The sequence below is a fragment of the Gordonia sp. YC-XJ4 genome, from assembly GCF_059511865.1.
In genome coordinates this window covers 1065731-1085397 of record NZ_CM183447.1, presented here as the reverse complement: position 1 = coordinate 1085397, position 19667 = coordinate 1065731, and the positions used below count along the sequence as shown (strand labels likewise).

The window sequence follows — 19667 nt, the reverse complement described above, 5'->3', positions numbered from 1 at the left end:
ATACTCGGGAGCCTTCCCCCCGATGGTCGAGGTGCGAGCCGCGTGCGGCGAGCCTCGAGACCCGGCGAGACAACCAGCCTCCCAACCACATCGAGGACAAGGCGAACGAAAGCCGCACCCTTACCACACCCCACCGACAGAAAGTCGTCGCCGAAACACGTTGTCCACAAGCAGAATTGATCAAAACAACTCTTGCGTCGAACACCCTGGCGATGTAGACTGGACCCATCACACCGATCAGCCACTGGGGAGGGGCCCATGATCGACACCACCGAAGCTCTTGACGCCGAAGCGGTTTTCGCCGCGATCGTCAGCCAACTCAGCGACCTGCAATGGAATCCGGAGATGACCGGACCCCAAGCCTTCGGCGCCATGAAACAGGTCCTGCTACTGCGGAACCTGGTTGATCACCACGCCACCACCCTCACCGGCGAGATGGATCGCTTGGGCGTCGCCGATCACAAGACCACCCGGCTCCGGGAGTTGTTGATCAGCATGGGTTTCGCACCCGCCGTCGCAAGTCGATACGTGCGGATCTCGGCCACCACCGATGTGGATCTGCTGCTCGCGCATGCCGCGGACGGGTCCATCTCCTCCGAACACACCGACGCCATCGTCCGCGGGTTGGCGCACATCGACACCCGATGCCCCGAACCTATGGACACCGTGCAACGGTGCGAGTTCCTGCGGAAACTCTTGTCGCACTATTTCGCCGGTTTCACCCCCGCCGAGATCAACCTCTACGCGCGGCAGTTGGGGAACGAGTTGGCGGCCGAGACATCGGGCGGGTTACCTGCCGCGGAGGACAAGAAGATCAACTCCTACACCGACCGCATCACCGACGACGGACGGTTGGAAATCTCGGCGAACCTCGACATCGTCGCCGGCGAGAAAACCAGAACTCTGATGGAAGCGCTGTCGGCGCCCAAACCTCAGCCCGATGGGTCCCCGGATCCTCGGACACCCGAACAGATCTGTGCCGCCGCGTTCGAGACGATTGTGGAGTTGGCGGCACAAGGATTGGCCGACACCACGTTCTCGGCCAAACCGACCAACGGCCTGTTGTGGACCTGGTCGGCGGACAACCCGGCGCTCGGCGGGGACTTGCAGAACATGGGTGCGATCACCGAAGCGACCGCCAAGTTGTTGTCGTGTGACACGACGATCACCAAGATCATGCTCGATCCCAATGGGGTACCGCTCAGTGTTGGGGAGGCGAAACGCTTCTTCACACCCGGCCAACGCAAAGCACTACTCGTCCGGGATCGCGGGTGCATCAAATGCGGAGCCCACGCCGGACGCTGCCAAGGACACCACCTCACCCACTGGAGCAAGGGTGGTCCCACCGACCTCGACAACGGCTGCCTACTCTGCACCAGCTGCCACGACGACGTCCACCACCACGGATGGGACATCATCATGGGCTTCGACCGCCACCCCTGGCTGATCCCGCCCGCCAGCGTGGATCCGAAACGACAACCGATACCGTCGTATCACCGGCGGACCATGCGACTCGACGACGCAGCCGCCTGACCCACGCTGCCCCACAACCTGATTCCCCGCACCCGGCCCGGCCGGGACCGCATCTGTTGTTTGACAACTCCATAGAGAACTACCCCACCCGATGGTCGAGGTGTCGTGCCCGTGGCCCGGAATCCCGTCGGCACAAGGGGTCTCGAGGCTCGTCGCTGGCGCTCCTCGGCACCTCGACCATCGGGATGGGACGGCCGTCGGGCAGGTAGGGTGGAGCATCACAGATCGATGGTCGAGGTGCGAGCCGCGTGCGGCGAGCCTCGAGACCGCTTGCGCTGGCGCTGGATTCGGATCACGATGGCCCGGAAACCCGTCAGCACAGGGGTTCTCGAGGCTCGTCGCTGGCGCTCCTCGGCACCTCGAACACCGGGCATTGGAGCGTCACGCCGACAATCAGGCACCCCGATCACAGGTGTCCGCTCACGCGACTCACGAGGTCCGGGTCGACCGGCACACAATCAGATCGCACCACTAATTGTTTCCACCACGAACAATGAGCTATGGTCCAAGACACACTTAGGTGCGTGTATGTGCCACGTCATACTACTCAGGGGGTTCCGTTGAAGAGTCAGACATCGGCTCGGCTGCTCGTCTTTGTCGTCTTGACGAGCATGGTTGCAGCACTCAGCGCGCTCGCGGCGCCTGCCGAGGCGCAACCACCAGGCTCGGGCACCACCTGGCTGTGTTCGCCGTCGATGACCAACGACCCCTGTGACCTACCCACCGACACCACCGATCTGTCCACCGGAAAGCGGACAGTCACCCCGGTACCACCGGAAAACCGCAAGCCTGTCGATTGCTTCTACGTGTACCCGACCGTGACCAGCGATCCTGCACTCAACGCTCCCATGGTGGCCTCGCCGGTGGTGAAGTCGATCGCCGAGTACCAGGCCGCCCGCTTCCGATCGCAGTGTCGTATCTTCGCGCCCGTCTACCGGCAGGTCACGCTGGGCGCCCTGGCCACCCAGGCGTTGGGCTCGCGTGCGGGTGATCTCGCGTATGAAGACGTACTACACGCATGGCGTGATTACCTTGCCAACGACAACCACGGGCGAGGAGTTATCCTCATCGGCCACTCGCAGGGAACGCTCATGCTACGCAAGCTCATTCGCGAGAACATCGACAACAACCCGACCGTGCGCAACCGGCTCGTCGGCGCATTCCTGATGGGCGGAAACGTGTCGACCGCACCGGGACGCACCACGGGTGGCGATTTCCGCCACATCCCCCTCTGCACACGTCGAGGCGAAAGCGGTTGCGTTGTCGCGTATTCCACGGCAGTGACCGACCCGCCGACCGGACTGAGCCTGTTCGGAAACGGCAATCTGGACATTCTCAGTGCCGCCTTCGGGTTACCGGCGGGATCGGGAAGCGAGATCGCATGCACAGACCCGGCCGTGTTGAGCGGTGACCGACAACCGGTCGGCATCACCGTTCCCTCTGACCCTTATGCATTCGGTGTCATCTCGGTGCTGATGGATTACACCACGTTCCCGGAGGGGCTACCCCGCTCTCGGTCCAGTTGGACGACCAGCAAAGAACGCGCAGTCGGCCGTTGCGTCGACACCAACGGCCATCACCTGTATCGGTTCGCGGTCATCGACGGCGGACGCCAACCCAACGAACTCCCACTGTTCAACACGCATCTCGTCGACATCAACCTCGGTTATGACCGTCTCATCTCCATCGCCGCACAACAGATCACGAGTTGGTCCCGTGAGCACTGACCCCGCAGAGGGCGAACTCTGCCGGACGCCGATATCATTCGCGACATCGGCTTGTGCGCATCGGAACGGCCGAGACATGTATCCGAGACAAAGGAGATGTGATCGCGGTGGCGCTGGTACCCGAGCCGGTCTCCCAGCACGACAGTTGCGTCTTCCTGCGACTGGGGCAGGAGATGTTCCGGATGACCGAGCACAGGCTCGCCGAACTCGGCATCCGCACACGGCATTTCACCATCCTGGCGGTTCTCGATCACTCGGGGCCTCGTTCTCAACAACAACTCTCGGTGGAGACCGGCATCGACACGAGCACGATGGTGGCGGCCATCGACGAACTCCATGCGGCCGGCCTGGCGGTGCGCGCCAAGGATCCGTCCGACCGACGGCGATCGATCGTCACGGTGAGCGATCGCGGACGCGCCACGCTCGCCGACGCGAACGCGATGATGGAGTCGATCTCGGTGGAGGTGTTCGGCTGCCTGTCGGCATCGGCTCACAAGTCACTGAGCGCTACGCTGGCGATCCTCAACTCCGCGATGCCCGTCGGGTCCGGACGCTGACCCTCGACGACGCAACACCCCGTGGGACACAAGCCCGACGACGATGGCCCAGAAGGCGCCGCTGATCCCCCAGAACGTCACGCCCGCAGCTGCGGTGACGAACGTCAGACCCGACGCGATCCGAAACTCGTTGTGGGTGAACGCACCAAGTAAAGCGTTGGCGAACGTTGCCAGCAATGCGAGCCCGGCCACGGACTCCAGCAGTCCCTGCGGCGCAATCGCGGTGATGGTGACCAGCGCTCCGGAAGCCACCGCCAGCACCAGATAGCTGATGCCGCCGGACACACCGGCAATCCATCGCCGGGTTCGGTCGGTGCCCGCCTCCTCGCCCGCGGCCAGCGCCGCCGACAGCGCGGCCAGGTTGATGGCATGCCCACCGAACGGTGCGCCGACGACCGTACCCATCCCGGTCACGAACATCGCAGGACGCCAAGGGGTGTCATAACCGAACGACTTCAACACCGCCACGCCGGGAACATTCTGCGACGCCATCGTCACCACATAGAGCGGGATGGCCAGCCCGACGATCGCCGACACATCGAATCTCGGAGTGGTCCAGGCGATTTGCGGCCACCACTGCGTCGTCACACCCGCGCCGATACCGTGTACCGCGACGTAGATGCCGATGACGACGAGGGCGGTCACCAAGGCCAGCGGCAACGCCCAGCGGGTCAGCCATCGAGTCGCGATGAGCCACACGGCGAGAATCGGCAGGGTCAGCAGCGGCTGCGCTGCAAGCGATTTCATGGGTGCCAGACACAGGGTCAACAGGACGCCGGCCAGCATCGCCTGAGCGATCGGAGTAGGTATCCGGCCGATCAGATCACCCAGAGCCGGGATCAGCCCCGTCGCCAGGATCAGGATTCCGACGACGAGGAAAGCCCCGACCGCAGCCCGCCAGCCGGCGTGATAGTCCGCGCCCGCGGCCACCAGCATCGCCGCTCCCGGCGTCGACCAGGCCAGGGTGATCGGCTTCCGCGTGGCGACGCACAGGACGATGATCCCGACCGCGAAGGTCACGGTGAGCGCGAGCAGACCCGACGCCGCCTGCCCGGGATCGGCGCCGACCGCACGCAACCCGGCGACCACCACGACGAACGACGACGTGAAGCCGACCAGCGCGGTGATGATTCCCGCGGTGATCGGCTCACTGATCGACGATGCCGGAGAGGTGGTCATCAGGCCACCATAACGCTATCGTTCTGTTTATGGAACACCCGGGGAGATCTGCGGTCGGTGCGCGTATCACCGCGGCCCGCGAGCGGCGCGGCATGAGTCTGTCGGCACTCGCCCGCGCCGCCGGCATCGGCAAGGGATCGCTGTCCGAACTCGAATCCGGCAGGCGCAACCCGACTCTCGACACTCTCTACGCCGTCGCCGGCCCGCTCGGGGTACCGCTGACCGCGTTACTCGGCGAGGAGTCGGGCACCGAGGGCTCGGGCCCGCACCTCTCGGCGCGACTCCTGCACGTCGAACACCATCTCGGCGGTGCCACCACCGAGGTGTTCTGGCTCGCGGTTCATCCGGGCGGCACCACGATCTCCCCCGCCCACGGACCCGGCGTCGTCGAACATGTCCGGGTGGTACGCGGGCACGTCACCGCCGGCCCGCTCGGGGCCGAGAACACCGCCGGACCCGGCCGATCCCTGCAGTGGATGTCGGATACCGACCACAGCTACCGAAGTGACGACGGCGCGCTGGCGGTGCTCACCATCGACTCACCCGAGACGCCCGACTCACCCGATACGCCCAACACCCCGGATACACAACCACCCGACAGACAACGACCCCCACGGCCGAAGCCGTAGGGGTCGTTGGGAATTCGGTTCAGCCCGGGTCAGCTCAGCTGGTCGCCCGACCGGGGGCCTTCTTGGCCGGGGCCTTCTTCGCCGGAGCCTTCTTGGCGGCGGCGATCTTCTTGGCGGGCGAGTCGTTCGCGGTGCGCGCCTTGCCCTCCACGGTGCCTGCCGCCCCGTCGATCTTGGATGCAGCGGTCGCGGCCTGCGCCTTGACGGTCTCGCCGGCCTCGGTGACGGCCTCGGCGGCCTCGTCGAGCTTCTCGCCGGCCTCGAGTGCAGCCTCGTCGACCTTGTCGCCGATGGCATCGGCGGCGTCGTCGAGTGCGTCGCCTGCCTCACCGACGCGGGCTCCGACCAGACCGGCGATCTTGGCGGCCTGCTCGCCGACCGAGCGGGTCTGAGTCGACACGACCCCGAGGGCGTCCTCGGTGAGGTCAACCGCGTCGTTGTAGGTCTTCTCGGCGCGGGTCAGACCCTCCTGGACGAGCGGCTGCTGACGCAGGCGCTCGAGGGTCTCCTCGCCGCGCTCGGCGAGCGAGTTGTAGAAGGTGGTGGCCAGCTCGACGTAGGGCTCGGCAACCTTGCGCAGTTCTTCGGGATTCAGCTTGGCGCGCAGCTCGTCGATGCTCGGGACCTCATCGGGCAGGCTGTTCAGCCGGCTCTTGGTCTCCTCGAAGCGGGTGCTCGCGGTCTCGGTGGCGGTTTCGGTGCGCTCGCGCAGCTGCGCGACAACATCGGTCACCTGCGCGATGGCCAGATCGCCCGCGCCGACGACTGCATAGAAGGGGTTTGCCAGGGTTCGTTCGGCGGTGCTCATTGCGGCCTCCTTGGTGGGGTTGTCAGAAGTTCAGCAGCGCAACGAATGTCGATTCTCGAGATCAATGAATGATCGTCGGGACGGTGAGAGCTGGTCGAGATCGTCGGTGTTGCGGCGCATCCATCTACCAGTATCCACGCTTCGCTAGCAATTGCAAGCGCTTTGTTAGCACGGTCATAGCGACCCGACCGTCCACAGCGCTACGCGTCGGTGACCCCATCGGGGTAGGAGTAGAAACCTCGCCCGGCCTTCTTGCCGATCCGACCTGCCTCGACCATGCGCAACAGCAGAGGTGGTGGGGCGTAGAGCGGTTCCTTGAACTCGTCGTACATCGAATCGGCGATCGCCTTGACGGTGTCGAGGCCGACGAGATCGGCCAGCCGCATCGGACCCATCGGATGCGCACAACTGAGCACCATGCCCTTGTCGATGTCCTCCACGGTCGCAAAACCGGTATCGACCATCCGGATCGCCGACAACAGATACGGCACGAGCAGCGCATTCACGACGAACCCGGAGCGATCGGCCGATCGGATCACCTGTTTGCCCAACACGTCGTGGGCAAAGGTCTCGGCGCGCTCGCTCACCTCGGTCGCGGTCTCCAACGTGGTGACCAGTTCGACGAGCGGCAGCACCGGCACCGGGTTGAAGAAATGCATGCCGATCACCCGTCCGGCGCAGTGGGTTGCCATGCCCAGCTTCATGATCGGGATCGACGACGTATTGGAGGCGAGCACCGCAACGGGATCGGTGACGACCTTGTCGAGTTGCGCGAACACCTGGGTCTTGACCAATTCGTCCTCGACGATCGCCTCGCACACGATCTGCCGATCGGCGAAATCCCCGAGATCGGAGGTGAATCGCAATCGGTACGAGGCTTGTTCGCGTTCGCGCTCGGTGAGCTTGCCGCTCGACACACCGCGGTCGAGGGAGCGCAGGATGCGCGACCGCCCGGCACTGGTCAGTTCCCGCGTGGCCTCGTAGACCAGGACGTCGGCGTTGGCGCGAGCGCACACCTCGGCGATCCCGGCACCCATCTGCCCCGCGCCGACGACACCCACGCGCGAGATGATCTCACCGGACATTGCAGCACTCCTAGCGACAGATCAATAAGAACCCAGCACTCGATGTCGTTACACGACAAAGAATTCGGCGACGACGCGTGACCCCCGGGGGGTCGACCACACCCCGCCCGTACAGGAACAGGCGGCCCGCAACGTGAGTCGCGGGCCGCCTGTCTGGTACGCACAATCGCGGACAGTCGAGTCCTAGTGGAACTGACCTTCCTCGGTCGAGCCCTTGAGGGCTGCGGTCGAGGTGTTGGGATCGACGGTGGTGGCGATCTTGTCGAAGTATCCGGCACCGACCTCACGCTGGTGCTTGGTGGCGGTGTAACCGCGCTCCTCGGCGGCGAACTCGCGCTCCTGCAGCTCGACGTAGGCACTCATCTGGTTGCGGGCGTAGCCGTAGGCCAGATCGAACATCGAGTAGTTGAGGGCGTGGAAGCCGGCCAGCGTGATGAACTGGAACTTGAAACCCATTGCGCCGAGCTCGTTCTGGAACTTCGCGATGGTTGCGTCGTCGAGGTGCTGCTTCCAGTTGAACGACGGCGAGCAGTTGTAGGCCAGCAACTGGTCCGGGAACTCGCTCTTGACGGCCTCGGCGAACTTGCGGGCCAGCTCCAGGTCGGGCTTGCCGGTCTCCATCCAGATCAGGTCGGAGTACGGGGCGTAGGCCTTGGCGCGGGCGATGCAGGGCTCGATGCCCTTCTTCACACCGTAGAAACCCTCCGCGGTGCGGGTCCCATCGAGGAACGGCTTGTCGCGCTCGTCCACGTCGGAGGTGATCAGGGTGGCGGCCTCGGCATCGGTGCGGGCGATGACGACGGTCGGCGCGCCGGCGACGTCGGCGGCCAGACGAGCCGAGGTCAGGGTACGGATGTGCTGCTGGGTGGGGATGAGCACCTTGCCACCGAGGTGGCCGCACTTCTTCTCCGAGGCGAGCTGGTCCTCCCAGTGGGTACCGGCGGCACCCGCGGCGATCATGGCCTTCTGCAGCTCGTAGACGTTGAGCGCGCCACCGAAGCCGGCCTCGCCGTCGGCGACGATCGGCACGACCCAGTTGTCGACCGAGGTGTCGCCCTCGACCTTGGCGATCTCATCGGCACGCAGCAGCGCGTTGTTGATGCGGCGCACGACCGACGGCACCGAGTTGGCCGGGTAGAGCGACTGGTCGGGGTAGGTGTGACCGGAGAGGTTCGCGTCACCGGCGACCTGCCAGCCGGACAGGTAGATGGCCTTGAGGCCGGCGCGCACCTGCTGAACGGCCATGTTGCCGGTGAGGGCACCGAGCGCGTTGATGTAGTTGTCGCCGTTGACACCCTCCCAGAGGATCTCGGCGCCACGACGGGCCAGGGTGGGGTCCTCGACGACCGAGCCCTGCAGCTCGACGACCTGGTCGGCGGTGTATTCGCGGGTGATGCCCTTCCAGCGCGGGTTGGTGTCCCAGTCCTGCTGGATCTCCGCGGCGGTACGGGGCTTTCCGACGTTGCTCATTAGCCACTTCGCTTTCGTTGTACTACTCGGCCCGACGTGACCGATGGTGGTCCGGCCCGTGCGTGAAACCCGAGCCGAATCCCTTGCTGACAGACGCCCGGTTTCGGTGAGTGGTGCAATCGATGGCCGGGACCCGAGGGCCGCAGTCACTTTTGCGAACTCGCCGAAGCGATCCGGTTGTGTCTGCAACCAAGAGTGCCACAGGGCAAAGCCGCAGGTCCAGTGAGGTTTGTGGTGTGAACACTGGCCATGATTCCCCTGGGTTTTGCAAATTTTGCGAAAGGCGATGTGTGAAGGCCGCGCGCGTTTCATAAAAAAGTACGCGCGTACTGGGATTTTCGACGATCCGACCGACGCCCTCGATGCGAGGGCGGACGACCGGCGTGAGCGCCGGCCGGCCTCGCCCGGCCATAGGGATGTGACGACCTTCACACAAAATCGGACAGCCCATCGCCGGCGGGCCACCGCAGAATGCCCCGGCGCGACGCCGTCGTCAGCTCTTGCGGCCCGCCGCGGCCACCGACAGCGCACTGCCGAACAGCGTCACGAAGTCCTGCTCGGCGAGCGGGGGCTGGGCGGCGGGTGGCGCCGCGGGCGGCGCGACGGCGTCGGTCGGGTCACCGGACACCGTGAGACTCACCGAGACCGGTGCGGCCCCACCCGGACGGGCGACGATCGCGTAGCCCACGTAGTCGATGCGGGTGCGGACCGATCGATCCGCCAGGGTGGTCGTCGTCGCCGACTTCACGAGCAGCATCTGCTCGACCTTCTCGGCGTCCTTGCCGAGTTCGGTGTGGCCATCTCGGAGTGCTCGGTGACGATGCTCGTCCCGGCGAGGTTGCCCGTCGTGATCATCGTCTGCGTGCGCGCGCAGGCGCCGGTCATGGCGGCCACGTCGGCGCCGATGTCGCGCATCTGTGTGGTCACCAGCTCGACGAGCCCACCGAAGGAGGCCTGCGCGGCCAGTACCGCCGAATTCGCCTCGGTCAGGGTCGGATTGAGCTTCGCATCGGCGGTGGGCCGGCATTGCGGAGGAGTGATCTCGGTGGCGTCGGAGGCCTTGAGTTGCGTGGAGTTGGCGTCGACGAGCTGGGGCACCGACAACTCGGTGGCGGTGAATCCGACCGGCAGCGTCGACGGATCGAGCAGCAGGTCGGCCGGCGCGGCCGCCAGATCGGGGACGGTCGTCGGCGCATGACCACACGCCACCGTCACCGCCGCGACGAGGCCCACCACCAGCGTCGCCGGCCCCGCCGTCGTCCCCCTGCGCCGATGAGCGCGCCCTACCCGCACGCCGTCACCGTACCCTGAAGCTCATCGACTCCCCCGGGATCGGGCGCATCGGCCGGGCGGGTCCCAGCGACGGTGAGCAGCGGAGGTGTGCGGTGACCAAGACCTATGCGGGTGCGCGAACCTACGTGGGTTCACGCCTGCGCCAGTTGCGTTCGGAGCGCGGCCTCTCGCAGGTGGCGTTGGCCCAGACACTCGAGATATCCCCGTCCTATCTCAACCAGATCGAGCACGATGCGCGGCCGCTCACCGCCAAGGTGCTCGCCCGGATCACCGAGACCTTCGGCGTCGACGCCGGATTCTTCGACTCCCAGGACGACGTCCGCCTCGTCGCCGAGCTCCGGGAGGTGCTGCTCGACGACGACGTCGAGGCCACCGACACCGCGCTCGACCCGCAGGAGATCAGTGCGATGGTCGCCGGGCACCCCGACATCGCGAACGCGATGGTCACGCTGTACCGGCGCTACCGCAACTCCTCCGATCAGCTCGCCGCGGCAACCGACGAACGCGGCGACCGATCGATGCGCGGCGCGATCACCGCACCGCACGAGGAAGTGCGCGACTACTTCTATCAGCGCCGCAACTACATTCACGAACTCGACGTCGCCGCAGAGGAGATGACCACCCGGATGCGCATGCACTCCGGTGATGTGCGCCGCGAGATCATCGATCGCCTGGAGAAGCGTCACGGGGTCACCGTCGTCCGCCGCGTGGACCTGGGTGACTATGTGCTGCACCGGTTCGACCCGGACACCCGCCGACTGGAGGTGTCGGCGGCGCTGTCGTCGGGGCAGCGCGCCTTCAAGCTCGCGACCGAATTGGCGCTGCTCGAATTCGGTGATCTCATCGACGAGCTCGTCGAGGCCGGCACCTTCACCAGCGACGAGGCCCGCTCGCTGGCCCGGTACGGCTTGGCCAACTACTTCGCGGCCGCAACCCTGTTGCCCTACAGCCAGTTCCACGGTGCGGCCGAGGATTTCCGGTACGACATCGAACGGCTCTCGGCGTTCTACGCGGTCTCCTACGAGACGATCTGTCACCGGCTCTCGACGTTGCAACGACCCAATCTGCGGGGCATCCCGTGGTCGTTCGTGCGCGTCGACCGGGCCGGAAACATGTCGAAACGCCAGTCCGCCACCGGATTCCACTTCTCCTCCTCCGGAGGCACCTGCCCGCTGTGGAATGTGTACGAGACGTTCGGATCACCGGGCAAGATCCTCACCCAGATCGCCGAGATGCCCGACGGCCGTGAGTATTTCTGGATCGCGCGGACCGTGGAGCGCCGGGCGGCACGCTTCGGCCAACCCGGTAAGACCTTCGCGATCGGCATGGGGTGCGAGCTGCGACATGCCGCGCGCGTCATCTACTCCGACGGGCTCGAGATCGGTCCGCAGGCGCGGATCACCCCGATCGGCGCGGGATGCCGTGTGTGCGAGCGCCAGCATTGCGCGCAACGTGCCTTCCCCTCGCTGGGCACGCGTCTGCGGGTCAACGAGCACGGGAGCACCGTCTCGCCGTACATGAACATATGACCAAAGTCCCGGGCGTCGGCGGGGACCGCCCCGCATAATGATCACGTGCGCAGCGGCGGAGCGGTCGACACGCGGGCGGCCGGGCCGCTCCGGGACGCCATCTGGCACCGTGCCGACCCCCACCGCACGACCTCGATGTACGCCGCGGGTGTCGACTCCGCCCTCATCCGTCTCGCGCTGGGTATGGCCGTTGCGGCCCCACTCGTCCCATTGTCCATTCGGCACGGCGCCGACGATCACATCGGACTGTGGTGCGGCTACGCGATTCATCTCGTGGTGGGTGTTCTCGCGATACGGGGGTACGCCCGTCCCGGCGCCGCCCTGCTGAGCTGGATGGGATTGGTGGTGGCAATCGCAGCCACCACCACGGTTCCCGACACCGCGCACCTTCGCGCTGTGGTCGACGCGTGCATCATGTTCGGCATCGGCGCCGCTCTCGTCTTGCCCGCTCGTCGAGCACTGGCGGCCGCGGCATCGACCACGCTGGCGGCGACGGCCTGCACCGCGGCGCTGCTACCCGCAACCACAACGGTCCTGAGGTATCAGCTCGCCACACCCGTCTACTCATTGTGTGGCGCCGCGGCCGCCGCGGTGATCGCCGCGTCACTGCGGCGGGTGGCCCTGCTCTCCGACCGCGCCGCGCGCGCCGGTCTCGACGCCGACCGCGCACTCGCCGAGACCCGGCTCGCGGCCCGGCGTTCACGGCTTCTCCACGACACGGTCATCAACACGCTGGGAGCCATCGCGCGAGGACGCCTCACGGGCCGCGAGGACGCCGTCGTCGCCCGTTGCCGTGCCGATCTGGAGGCCCTCGCCACCGTCGGCGATGTCGGCACGTCGGTGCTGCGCACGCTCGACGAGGTCATCGAGGACGCCGCGGCCCTTGGCGTACGGGTGCTGATCGCCGACCGGACCCCCGTCGACGCATTCCTCGCCGGTCTACCACCGTCGCGCCGCTCAGAGATTCTCGCACTCATCCGCGAGGCTCTCACCAACGTTGCCAAGCACGCACAGGTGCCTGTGGCCCGCGTGTGGTCGGCACCCGATTCGACCGCGGTGCACGTCGACGACGACGGTGTGGGCTGCGCAGACCCCCAGGCGCTTCGCACATCGATGGACGCACGCGCCGCACACACCGGCGTCGCGATCACGGTGCACACCCTCGCCGGCACCGGCACCTCGGTGACGATCACCCCCGAGATCGATCGGCCGGGCTCGCAGGCCGGCACTCTCGTCGCGAGCACCGGGCCACTTGCCGCTTCGGTATCGGCCATCATGCTCACGCAGTTCGCCCTGATCTCGATCATCATGTTCGTCGTCGACCGCCGCGACACCCCGCCGGGCGCGGTGTCGACCGCGGCCCTCGTCTGGACGCTCACCGCGGCATGTCTGGTCGCGGTCATCGGCACCGCGGCACGGTCCGGTCGACTGTCATCACCGGTCCTGGCGATCATCGGCGCAACGGTGACCGCCTCCGCTGTTCTCGTCGGCACGCACGGCATGCCCGCCACCTGCGGTACCACGTCGATCGTCGGCTGGTCCGGCGACGCCGCGGCGACCCTGTGCGTGGTGGTGATCCTGGTGGACGGGCGCGTTCGCGTCGTCGGACCGGTCATCGCGATGGTCGTCGCTGCGACCACGCTCCTCACCCTTCTCGGGCCACAGGGCTGTGCATCCTCCGCGCCGGTGCTGCTCGTCGCCGACGTGCTGGTCGTGGCTGCCGTCGTCTGGCTCCGCCACCGCCTGGTGACGATGTCACGGGCCATCGACCACCGGCAGATGCGAATGCGGTCCATCCGCATGGCCCGTGATCAGGCGGCGGCCACCGAGGCGTTGCGCGCCGACGGTGTGGGTGACACGCTGATCGCCGCCGCCGCACTCCTGCACCGGATCGCCGCCGACCCTGCTGCCACCGAGCATGCGAGCGTGCGGGCCGACGCCGAGCGCGAAGAAGGGTACCTGCGCTGCATCGCCGGATTACCCACCGCCGCACCGATTCTGACGCGGCTTCTGGTGGATCTCATCGCGATCGCCCGTCCGCACGAGGTGCGCCTGTCGATCATCGCCGCCGCTGATGTGGACGAACGCACCGCCGCACGGGCTCGGGAGGTCGTGGCGCGGGTGATCATCGAGTCCGCACCGCACGATGCGGTGTCGATGGGCTTCTTCGACGATGAGGACGGACCGAGCCTGACCGTCGTCGCACCCGGCGTCCCCGATGGTGTTCTGGAACAGCGGGTGTGAGATGCCGGTGATGGCCCTGGTCGACGACCACGAACTCGTCCGTGAATCGATGGCCGCTCAGCTCTCGCGAGAGGGCCACGAGATCGTCTGCAGCACAGACAGTCTCGATGACGTCGTCGAACGCACCGACCTCGACCTGGTGATCGTCGACCTGGATCTCGGACCGGCCGGCCTGGTCGACGCCGACAGCGTCGCCCGGATCATCGGCGCGGGAACCCCGGTCCTGGTCGTCTCCGCGCTCGGCAGTCCCCGACACGTACGTCGCCTGGTGGCGCTCGGCGTGTGCGGCGTGGTGGGCAAGAACGAAGGCATCGTGGATCTGCTTGCCGCGGTGCGCGCGGCCTGTCGGGGCGAGCCGGCGACGAGCCCGCTGCTGGCCCGGGCGTTCATCGACGACACCGCATCCGACCGTCCTGCGCTGTCCGACCAGGAGGTGCGTGCACTGCAGCTCTATGCCTGCGGGCTCAAACTCGACAGTGTCGCCCGCCGCATGGGGGTGGCACCGAGTACGGCGAAGCAGTACATCGATCGTGTCCGCGCCAAGTATGACCGGGCCGGGCTGCACGCGCGGACCAAGTCCGAGCTGTACGCGGCCGGCGTCGCCGACGGATTCATCCCCCGCGGATCCTCCGCCGACGCCGATCGGTGATCTCAGGCGGGCAACGGATCCCGGATGATCGGGCAGGTCATGCAATGCCCACCGCCACGTCCACGTCCGAGTTCGGCACCGACGATGGTGATCACCTCGACGCCCTCCTTGCGCAGCAGCGCGTTGGTGTGGGTGTTGCGGTCGTAGGCGAATACGACTCCCGGCTCGACGGCGACGAGGTTGTTACCCGAATCCCATTGTTGCCGTTCGGACGCGTACTCCGTACCGCCGGCCTCCACCACGCGCAACCGGTCCAACCCCAGTGCCTTCTCGACCACCTCCACGAACGGCCGGTCCTCGGTGGTGACATCGATGCCCACGCCGGAATCGTTGGGCCGCAACATGAACGTATCGATGGAGTTCACGATCTTCGGGTACACACTCACCACGTCACGATCGGCGAAGGTGAACACCGTGTCGAGGTGCATCGCGGCCCGCAATTTCGGCATCCCGGCGACGATGACCTTCTCGGCAGCGCCATTGGCGAACAACTCCGCGGCCACCTGGGTGACCGCCTGCCGCGAGGTGCGTTCGCTCATACCGATGAGCACCACGCCGTTACCCGGGACGAGAACATCACCACCCTCGATCGTCGCTGCGCCCCAGTACTTCTCCGGGTCACCCCACCACACGGTTGCGCCGACGAAGTCGGGATGGAACCGGTAGATGGCCTTCATCAGCAGCGTCTCGTCATGGCGCGCAGGCCAGTACAGCGGGTTCAGGGTGACGCCGCCGTAGATCCAGCACGTGGTGTCACGGGTATAGAGCGTGTTGGGCAGTGGCGGCATCAGATACTCGGCGGGACCGGTCTCCTCACGCGCCAGTGCAATGTAGTCCGAGCGCAGGTCCGACGGCAGGTCCCGGGTCGACATCCCGCCGATCAGCAGAACCGCCAGCTCCCTGGCGGGTAGTTCGTCGAGGTAGCCGCGAGTCTGTGCCACGAGTCCGAGACCGACCTCGTTGGCGACGATCTTGCGGTCCAGCAGCCACGCGCGCGCGGCGGGGTCCTCCATCGTCTCGGCCAACAGATTATGCAGTTCGACCACCTCGACACCCCGGTCACGCATCTTCGTCATGAAGTCGAAGTGGTCGCGCTTGGCATTCTGCACCCACAGCACGTCGTCGAAGAGCAGGTCGTCGGCGTTGGTGGGGGTCAAGCGTTCGTGGGCAAGCCCAGGGGCGCACACCAGGACCTTGTGCAGGCGCCCCACCTCGGAGTGGACACCATAGGCGGCAGAAGCGTTGGCCATCGGAACAATTCCTTTCTCACAGCAGAATCGGGACAATCGGGGACGACGCCGATCCGGGCGGCGTCAATGCGCGGGCTGGTCGGCGCCCTCGACGTAGGTCGCGTGACGCTCATGGTCGGGGTGTTCGTGGATGTCCTCCGAACCCGTTGCCAGATAGATGATCCCGCCGATTGCGCCCACCAGGACCACCCCGAAGACCATCGCCTCGACACGAGTGAAGATCCGCAGACGTTGTTCGCGTCGCGCGAGCACGTACAGAACGGTTCCCACCGCGTACAGAATGCAGGACAACAAGAGTTTGTCCAGGCCGGCCGCCCACACCAGGAACGCCGTGTAGACGACCGCGACACACGCGATGATCATGTCGGGGGTCCGCGATCTCCCGGACTCGTAGGTCTCGCGGGTCACGGTCAGTTTCAGCATGAATGCGGCGGCGAGCAGATAGGGCAGCAACGCCAGCGCGGAGGTGAGGTCGAGCATGAAGTCCAGCCCGTCGTCGACGAACAGAACGACGATCAACAGGATCTGCACGAGTCCCGAGGCGAGAACCAGAGCCCAAATCGGTGCACCCGCCTTGTTCTCACGGCCGAGGAAGGCGGGCATGTCCTTGCTGCGGGCCGGGATGAACAGGATCTCGGCGGCCATCAGGGTCCACGCGAGGTAGGCGCCGAGCACCGACACCACGACGCCGATGCGAATGAAGATCGAACCCCAGTCACCGACCAGATGCGCGAGCACCGAGGCCACCGACGGCTGATCGATCGAGGCCAACTCACCCTGCGGCATGGAGCCGTAGGACACAAGCGTCACCAGCGCGAATACCCCCAGTACCCCGAGAAACCCGAAAACGGTTGCCTTTCCGACATCTTCACGCTTCCTGGCGAATCGCGAATAGACGCTGGCGCCTTCGATTCCGAGGAACACGAACACCGTGATCAGCATCGTTCCGGTGACCTGGTCCCACAGCGAACCGACGTCGATTCCGTTTCCGCCCCAAAAGTTGTCGGCGAAGTATCCGGCGTCGAACATGACCAGCGCCAGCACGATGAAGACCACCAGCGGGATGATCTTGGCGATCGTGGCGATGCGATTGATGATGGCTGCCTGCTGCACTCCGCGGCTGATGAGCAAGAAGAACAGCCAGACGCACACGGACGAGACGATCACGGCCGCAACAGTTGTACCGTCGCCCAATCCGGGGAACAACGCACTCGTGGTGGTCATGATGAGCACCCAGTAGGAGCAGTTGCCGGCGCACGCCGACGCCCAGAAACCGAATGCCGACGCGAAGCCGACGTAGTCGCCGAAGCCTGCCTTGGCGTAGGCGTAGATCCCTGCGTCGAGATCCGGCTTGCGCGTGGCCAGGCGTTGGAAACAGAACGCCAGCATCAACATTCCGGTACCGGCGATGGCCCAGGCGATGATGGCGCCGAACACCCCGGTTTCGGTGCCGAATCTGCGGGGCAGCAAGAAGACCCCCGATCCGACCATCGAGCCGACGACCATCGCCGTCAGGGTCGGCAGATTGACCTTGCCGGCTTGCTCACTGCCGGCGTGCTCACCGGTTGCGTTCTGGCTCACGCCGAGGTCTCCGTTCCGATGGTGGGCTGGTGGACGATCTTGAATCCGGTGAAGCCGTACACGATGCTGAGCAGCGGGCTGAAGATGCAGAACAACGCGAATGGGAGATACGACAGCGTGGCCACCCCGAGGACCGCACCCATGAATGCACCGCACGAGTTCCAGGGCACCAGCGGGGAGGTCACCGTCGCGCTGTCGGCGCACAATCGCGAGAGGTTCTGCGGTGCCAACCCACGTCTGCCGAACTCGGCGCGGTAGATGCGGCTGGGCAGGACGAGCGCGATGTATTGATCCCCGGCGACGAGATTCAGCCCGAATGCGGTGGCGAACACCGTCAGATACAGGCGGCCACGGGTTCGAGCCGCGGCGATGGCGGGCACGATGAGGCGATTGATGAGTCCGAAATGCTCGAGAAGCGCACCGAAGGTGACCGCACCGATGATGAGCCAGATCGTGAACAACATGCTGTCCATACCGCCTCGCGACACCAGACGGTCGATGTCGGCGATTCCGGTGTTGACAGTGAGTCCGTTGGCCATCACCTTCCAGATGGCCTGCATCGCACCGACAACCACGTTCGGCGACCCGCCGATGTCTCCGACGAACTCGCGAACCAGCGACGCCTGGGTGAATGGCGCAAGCACTCCGGCCACCAGGGCCGCGCTCAGCAGAGCCAGCGACGCGGGGACCTTGCGCGCGGACATCACCACGAGCACCAACAGCGGAATCAGATTCACCGGGCTGATCCAGTAGATCTGGTCGAGTTTGGCCAGTTCGACCTCCTCGCCGGGGGTCGCGGTGACCGCTGGTCCGGCGATCCCGAGGATCATGAAGACCACACACGCGAGCCCGAAAGCCGGCAGCGACGACCATGCCTGCGAGCGGATGTGGGTGTAGAGGTCGACCTTGACCATCTGCGCGGTGAGGATCGTGGTCTCCGACAACGGCGACAGCTTGTCACCGAGGTAGGCGCCGGAGATGACGGCGCCGGCCGTGATCGCCGCCGACACCCCCAGCAACGTGGCGATCCCGACCAGCCCGACCCCGATCGTGCCGACGGTGGTCCACGAACTCCCGATGGACATCGCGACGATGCCGCAGATGACGGCGGTGGCGATGTAGAAGTATCCGGGGGCGAGTACCTGGATGCCGTAGTAGACGAGGGTTGGGATGGTGCCGGACAGATTCCACGTCCCGATCAACGCACCGACGGCGAGCAGGATGAAGATGGCACTACTCACCGATGACAGCGCGCCCTGCCCGGCAACCTGCACCTGCGACCACGGATGGCCGTTCTTCAACGCGATGAGTGCGGCGACGGCACACGCGAATATCAGCGCAACCTGGATCGGACCGTCAAGTGCGTCGAGTCCGAAGAGCGCCAGCGATCCGGCGATCAACACGGCCAGTGCGAGCATCGGCACGACGGCGTCGGCGACGCTGGGTTCCCTGGTGGGTGCGGCCTGGCCGTTGGGCTCGTCGGGTTCGGATCGTTGCCCCTCGTCGTCCATACGCGCCCTCTCCGAGACCACGGACGCGATTGCGCCGCAAGACAATAGTGCTCGGAGAAGGGTCACGGCGCCGACGGTCCGCCGTCCCCTCTTCGGGGGTCACGATCTGCGTGACGTGGCCACGCAGCCGTGAACGCGCCGGGGTCAGTACACCATCACCCGGACGTTCTCGGCGACGCATGCGGGCTTGTCGGCGCCCTCGATCTCGACGGTGTTGCGCACCACCATGGTCACGCCCTTGGGACCCTCCTCGACGGAGGTGATCACGGCGTTGGCGCGGATGCGGGACCCGACCGGTACCGGATTGGGGAAACGCACCTTGTTCATGCCGTAATTGATGACGAGCTTGGGGCCCTCGACGGTGAAGATCGACCCGGCGAGCATCGGCAGCAACGAGAGTGTCAGGAAGCCGTGTGCGATGGGCGCACCGAACGGCCCGGCCTTCGCGCGCTCCGGGTCGACGTGAATCCACTGGTGGTCGCCGGTGGCCTCGGCGAACTGGTTGACCCGTTCCTGGGTGATCTCGAGCCATTCCCCGGAGCCGAGGTCTTCGCCGATCGCGGCCTTGACGTCATCGAGGGAGCCGAACACGCGCGGTGTGATAGTCGTCATAATCGCCGTA

The 19667-nt window shown here is 66.0% G+C and carries 17 protein-coding genes; 7 read left to right on the top strand and 10 right to left on the bottom strand.

The window, feature by feature from the left end; genetic code table 11:
* The first annotated feature begins 258 nt into the window (after window positions 1-258).
* The 3 genes from AC5ZH6_RS04805 to AC5ZH6_RS04795 all read left to right on the top strand — a co-directional run bounded on the left by AC5ZH6_RS04805 (window position 259) and on the right by AC5ZH6_RS04795 (window position 3817).
* Window positions 259-1533 carry an HNH endonuclease gene (locus AC5ZH6_RS04805; protein ID WP_006372543.1) on the top strand — a complete coding sequence of 425 codons (1275 nt, stop codon included), beginning with the start codon at window positions 259-261 and terminating at the stop codon, window positions 1531-1533.
* 611 nt (window positions 1534-2144) lie between these two features.
* Complete coding sequence (locus AC5ZH6_RS04800) at window positions 2145-3260, top strand: DUF3089 domain-containing protein (protein WP_138944171.1); 1116 nt, start codon at window positions 2145-2147, stop codon at window positions 3258-3260.
* 107 nt (window positions 3261-3367) lie between these two features.
* A complete protein-coding gene (locus AC5ZH6_RS04795; protein ID WP_244421213.1) occupies window positions 3368-3817 on the top strand; it encodes a MarR family winged helix-turn-helix transcriptional regulator in 450 nt (149 codons plus the stop codon).
* Here the strand turns inward: AC5ZH6_RS04795 and AC5ZH6_RS04790 are convergent.
* On the bottom strand, window positions 3758-4996 hold the full coding sequence (locus AC5ZH6_RS04790; RefSeq protein ID WP_006372540.1) for a benzoate/H(+) symporter BenE family transporter: 1239 nt from the start codon (window positions 4994-4996) through the stop codon (window positions 3758-3760). The two genes, AC5ZH6_RS04795 and AC5ZH6_RS04790, sit on opposite strands and share 60 nt — an antisense overlap.
* A gap of 29 nt (window positions 4997-5025) precedes the next feature.
* On the opposite strand from AC5ZH6_RS04790, the gene AC5ZH6_RS04785 reads away from it, so the two are divergent.
* Entirely contained in the window at window positions 5026-5625 is a 600-nt protein-coding gene (locus tag AC5ZH6_RS04785; protein WP_035728807.1) for a helix-turn-helix domain-containing protein, read from the top strand.
* A gap of 34 nt (window positions 5626-5659) precedes the next feature.
* Here AC5ZH6_RS04785 and AC5ZH6_RS04780 read toward each other — a convergent pair whose 3' ends face one another.
* The 5 genes from AC5ZH6_RS04780 to AC5ZH6_RS04760 form a co-directional block, all read right to left on the bottom strand.
* Window positions 5660-6433, bottom strand: a complete 774-nt coding sequence (locus AC5ZH6_RS04780; protein ID WP_006372538.1) for a hypothetical protein — start codon at window positions 6431-6433, stop codon at window positions 5660-5662.
* A gap of 200 nt (window positions 6434-6633) precedes the next feature.
* On the bottom strand, window positions 6634-7518 hold the full coding sequence (locus AC5ZH6_RS04775) for a 3-hydroxybutyryl-CoA dehydrogenase (RefSeq protein ID WP_006372537.1): 885 nt from the start codon (window positions 7516-7518) through the stop codon (window positions 6634-6636).
* A gap of 183 nt (window positions 7519-7701) precedes the next feature.
* On the bottom strand, window positions 7702-8988 hold the full coding sequence (gene aceA / locus AC5ZH6_RS04770) for an isocitrate lyase (protein ID WP_006372536.1): 1287 nt from the start codon (window positions 8986-8988) through the stop codon (window positions 7702-7704).
* Window positions 8989-9481: 493 nt separating this feature from the next.
* Entirely contained in the window at window positions 9482-9745 is a 264-nt protein-coding gene (locus tag AC5ZH6_RS04765; RefSeq protein ID WP_496168531.1) for a hypothetical protein, read from the bottom strand.
* Window positions 9733-10281 carry a hypothetical protein gene (locus tag AC5ZH6_RS04760; RefSeq protein WP_496168530.1) on the bottom strand — a complete coding sequence of 183 codons (549 nt, stop codon included), beginning with the start codon at window positions 10279-10281 and terminating at the stop codon, window positions 9733-9735. Before AC5ZH6_RS04760 ends, AC5ZH6_RS04765 begins: the two co-directional genes overlap by 13 nt.
* A gap of 92 nt (window positions 10282-10373) precedes the next feature.
* Between AC5ZH6_RS04760 and ramB the strand changes: the two genes are divergently transcribed.
* From ramB to AC5ZH6_RS04745, 3 genes are read left to right on the top strand one after another with little or no spacing between them, the layout of a single operon-like run.
* Complete coding sequence (gene ramB / locus AC5ZH6_RS04755; protein ID WP_006372534.1) at window positions 10374-11810, top strand: acetate metabolism transcriptional regulator RamB; 1437 nt, start codon at window positions 10374-10376, stop codon at window positions 11808-11810.
* Window positions 11811-11855: 45 nt separating this feature from the next.
* Window positions 11856-14054, top strand: coding sequence for a sensor histidine kinase (locus AC5ZH6_RS04750; protein ID WP_006372533.1), 2199 nt, complete (start codon window positions 11856-11858; stop codon window positions 14052-14054).
* A 10-nt stretch (window positions 14055-14064) separates the two neighbouring features.
* Window positions 14065-14703, top strand: a complete 639-nt coding sequence (locus AC5ZH6_RS04745; protein WP_006372532.1) for a response regulator — start codon at window positions 14065-14067, stop codon at window positions 14701-14703.
* A gap of 2 nt (window positions 14704-14705) precedes the next feature.
* Here AC5ZH6_RS04745 and AC5ZH6_RS04740 read toward each other — a convergent pair whose 3' ends face one another.
* From AC5ZH6_RS04740 to AC5ZH6_RS04725, 4 genes are all read right to left on the bottom strand, one after another.
* Window positions 14706-15953: an arginine deiminase gene (locus AC5ZH6_RS04740; protein WP_006372531.1), complete on the bottom strand. Its 1248-nt coding sequence runs from the start codon at window positions 15951-15953 to the stop codon at window positions 14706-14708.
* Between the two features lie 63 nt (window positions 15954-16016).
* Complete coding sequence (locus AC5ZH6_RS04735; protein ID WP_006372530.1) at window positions 16017-17534, bottom strand: basic amino acid/polyamine antiporter; 1518 nt, start codon at window positions 17532-17534, stop codon at window positions 16017-16019.
* Window positions 17531-19045, bottom strand: a complete 1515-nt coding sequence (locus AC5ZH6_RS04730) for a Na+/H+ antiporter NhaC family protein (protein ID WP_006372529.1) — start codon at window positions 19043-19045, stop codon at window positions 17531-17533. The genes AC5ZH6_RS04735 and AC5ZH6_RS04730 overlap by 4 nt, the downstream gene beginning before the upstream one ends.
* A 144-nt stretch (window positions 19046-19189) precedes the next feature.
* A complete protein-coding gene (locus tag AC5ZH6_RS04725) occupies window positions 19190-19657 on the bottom strand; it encodes a MaoC family dehydratase (protein WP_020172349.1) in 468 nt (155 codons plus the stop codon).
* Window positions 19658-19667 lie beyond the last annotated feature (10 nt).

Coding starts and splice junctions, on each gene's coding strand:
- AC5ZH6_RS04805 (WP_006372543.1), top strand. CDS start 259: ATGATCGACACCACCGAAGCTCTTGACGCCGAAGCGGTTTTCGCCGCG.
- AC5ZH6_RS04800 (WP_138944171.1), top strand. CDS start 2,145: ATGGTTGCAGCACTCAGCGCGCTCGCGGCGCCTGCCGAGGCGCAACCA.
- AC5ZH6_RS04790 (WP_006372540.1), bottom strand. CDS start 4,996: ATGACCACCTCTCCGGCATCGTCGATCAGTGAGCCGATCACCGCGGGA.
- AC5ZH6_RS04785 (WP_035728807.1), top strand. CDS start 5,026: ATGGAACACCCGGGGAGATCTGCGGTCGGTGCGCGTATCACCGCGGCC.
- AC5ZH6_RS04780 (WP_006372538.1), bottom strand. CDS start 6,433: ATGAGCACCGCCGAACGAACCCTGGCAAACCCCTTCTATGCAGTCGTC.
- AC5ZH6_RS04775 (WP_006372537.1), bottom strand. CDS start 7,518: ATGTCCGGTGAGATCATCTCGCGCGTGGGTGTCGTCGGCGCGGGGCAG.
- aceA (WP_006372536.1), bottom strand. CDS start 8,988: ATGAGCAACGTCGGAAAGCCCCGTACCGCCGCGGAGATCCAGCAGGAC.
- AC5ZH6_RS04765 (WP_496168531.1), bottom strand. CDS start 9,745: ATGCTGCTCGTGAAGTCGGCGACGACGACCACCCTGGCGGATCGATCG.
- AC5ZH6_RS04745 (WP_006372532.1), top strand. CDS start 14,065: ATGGCCCTGGTCGACGACCACGAACTCGTCCGTGAATCGATGGCCGCT.
- AC5ZH6_RS04740 (WP_006372531.1), bottom strand. CDS start 15,953: ATGGCCAACGCTTCTGCCGCCTATGGTGTCCACTCCGAGGTGGGGCGC.
- AC5ZH6_RS04730 (WP_006372529.1), bottom strand. CDS start 19,045: ATGGACGACGAGGGGCAACGATCCGAACCCGACGAGCCCAACGGCCAG.
- AC5ZH6_RS04725 (WP_020172349.1), bottom strand. CDS start 19,657: ATGACGACTATCACACCGCGCGTGTTCGGCTCCCTCGATGACGTCAAG.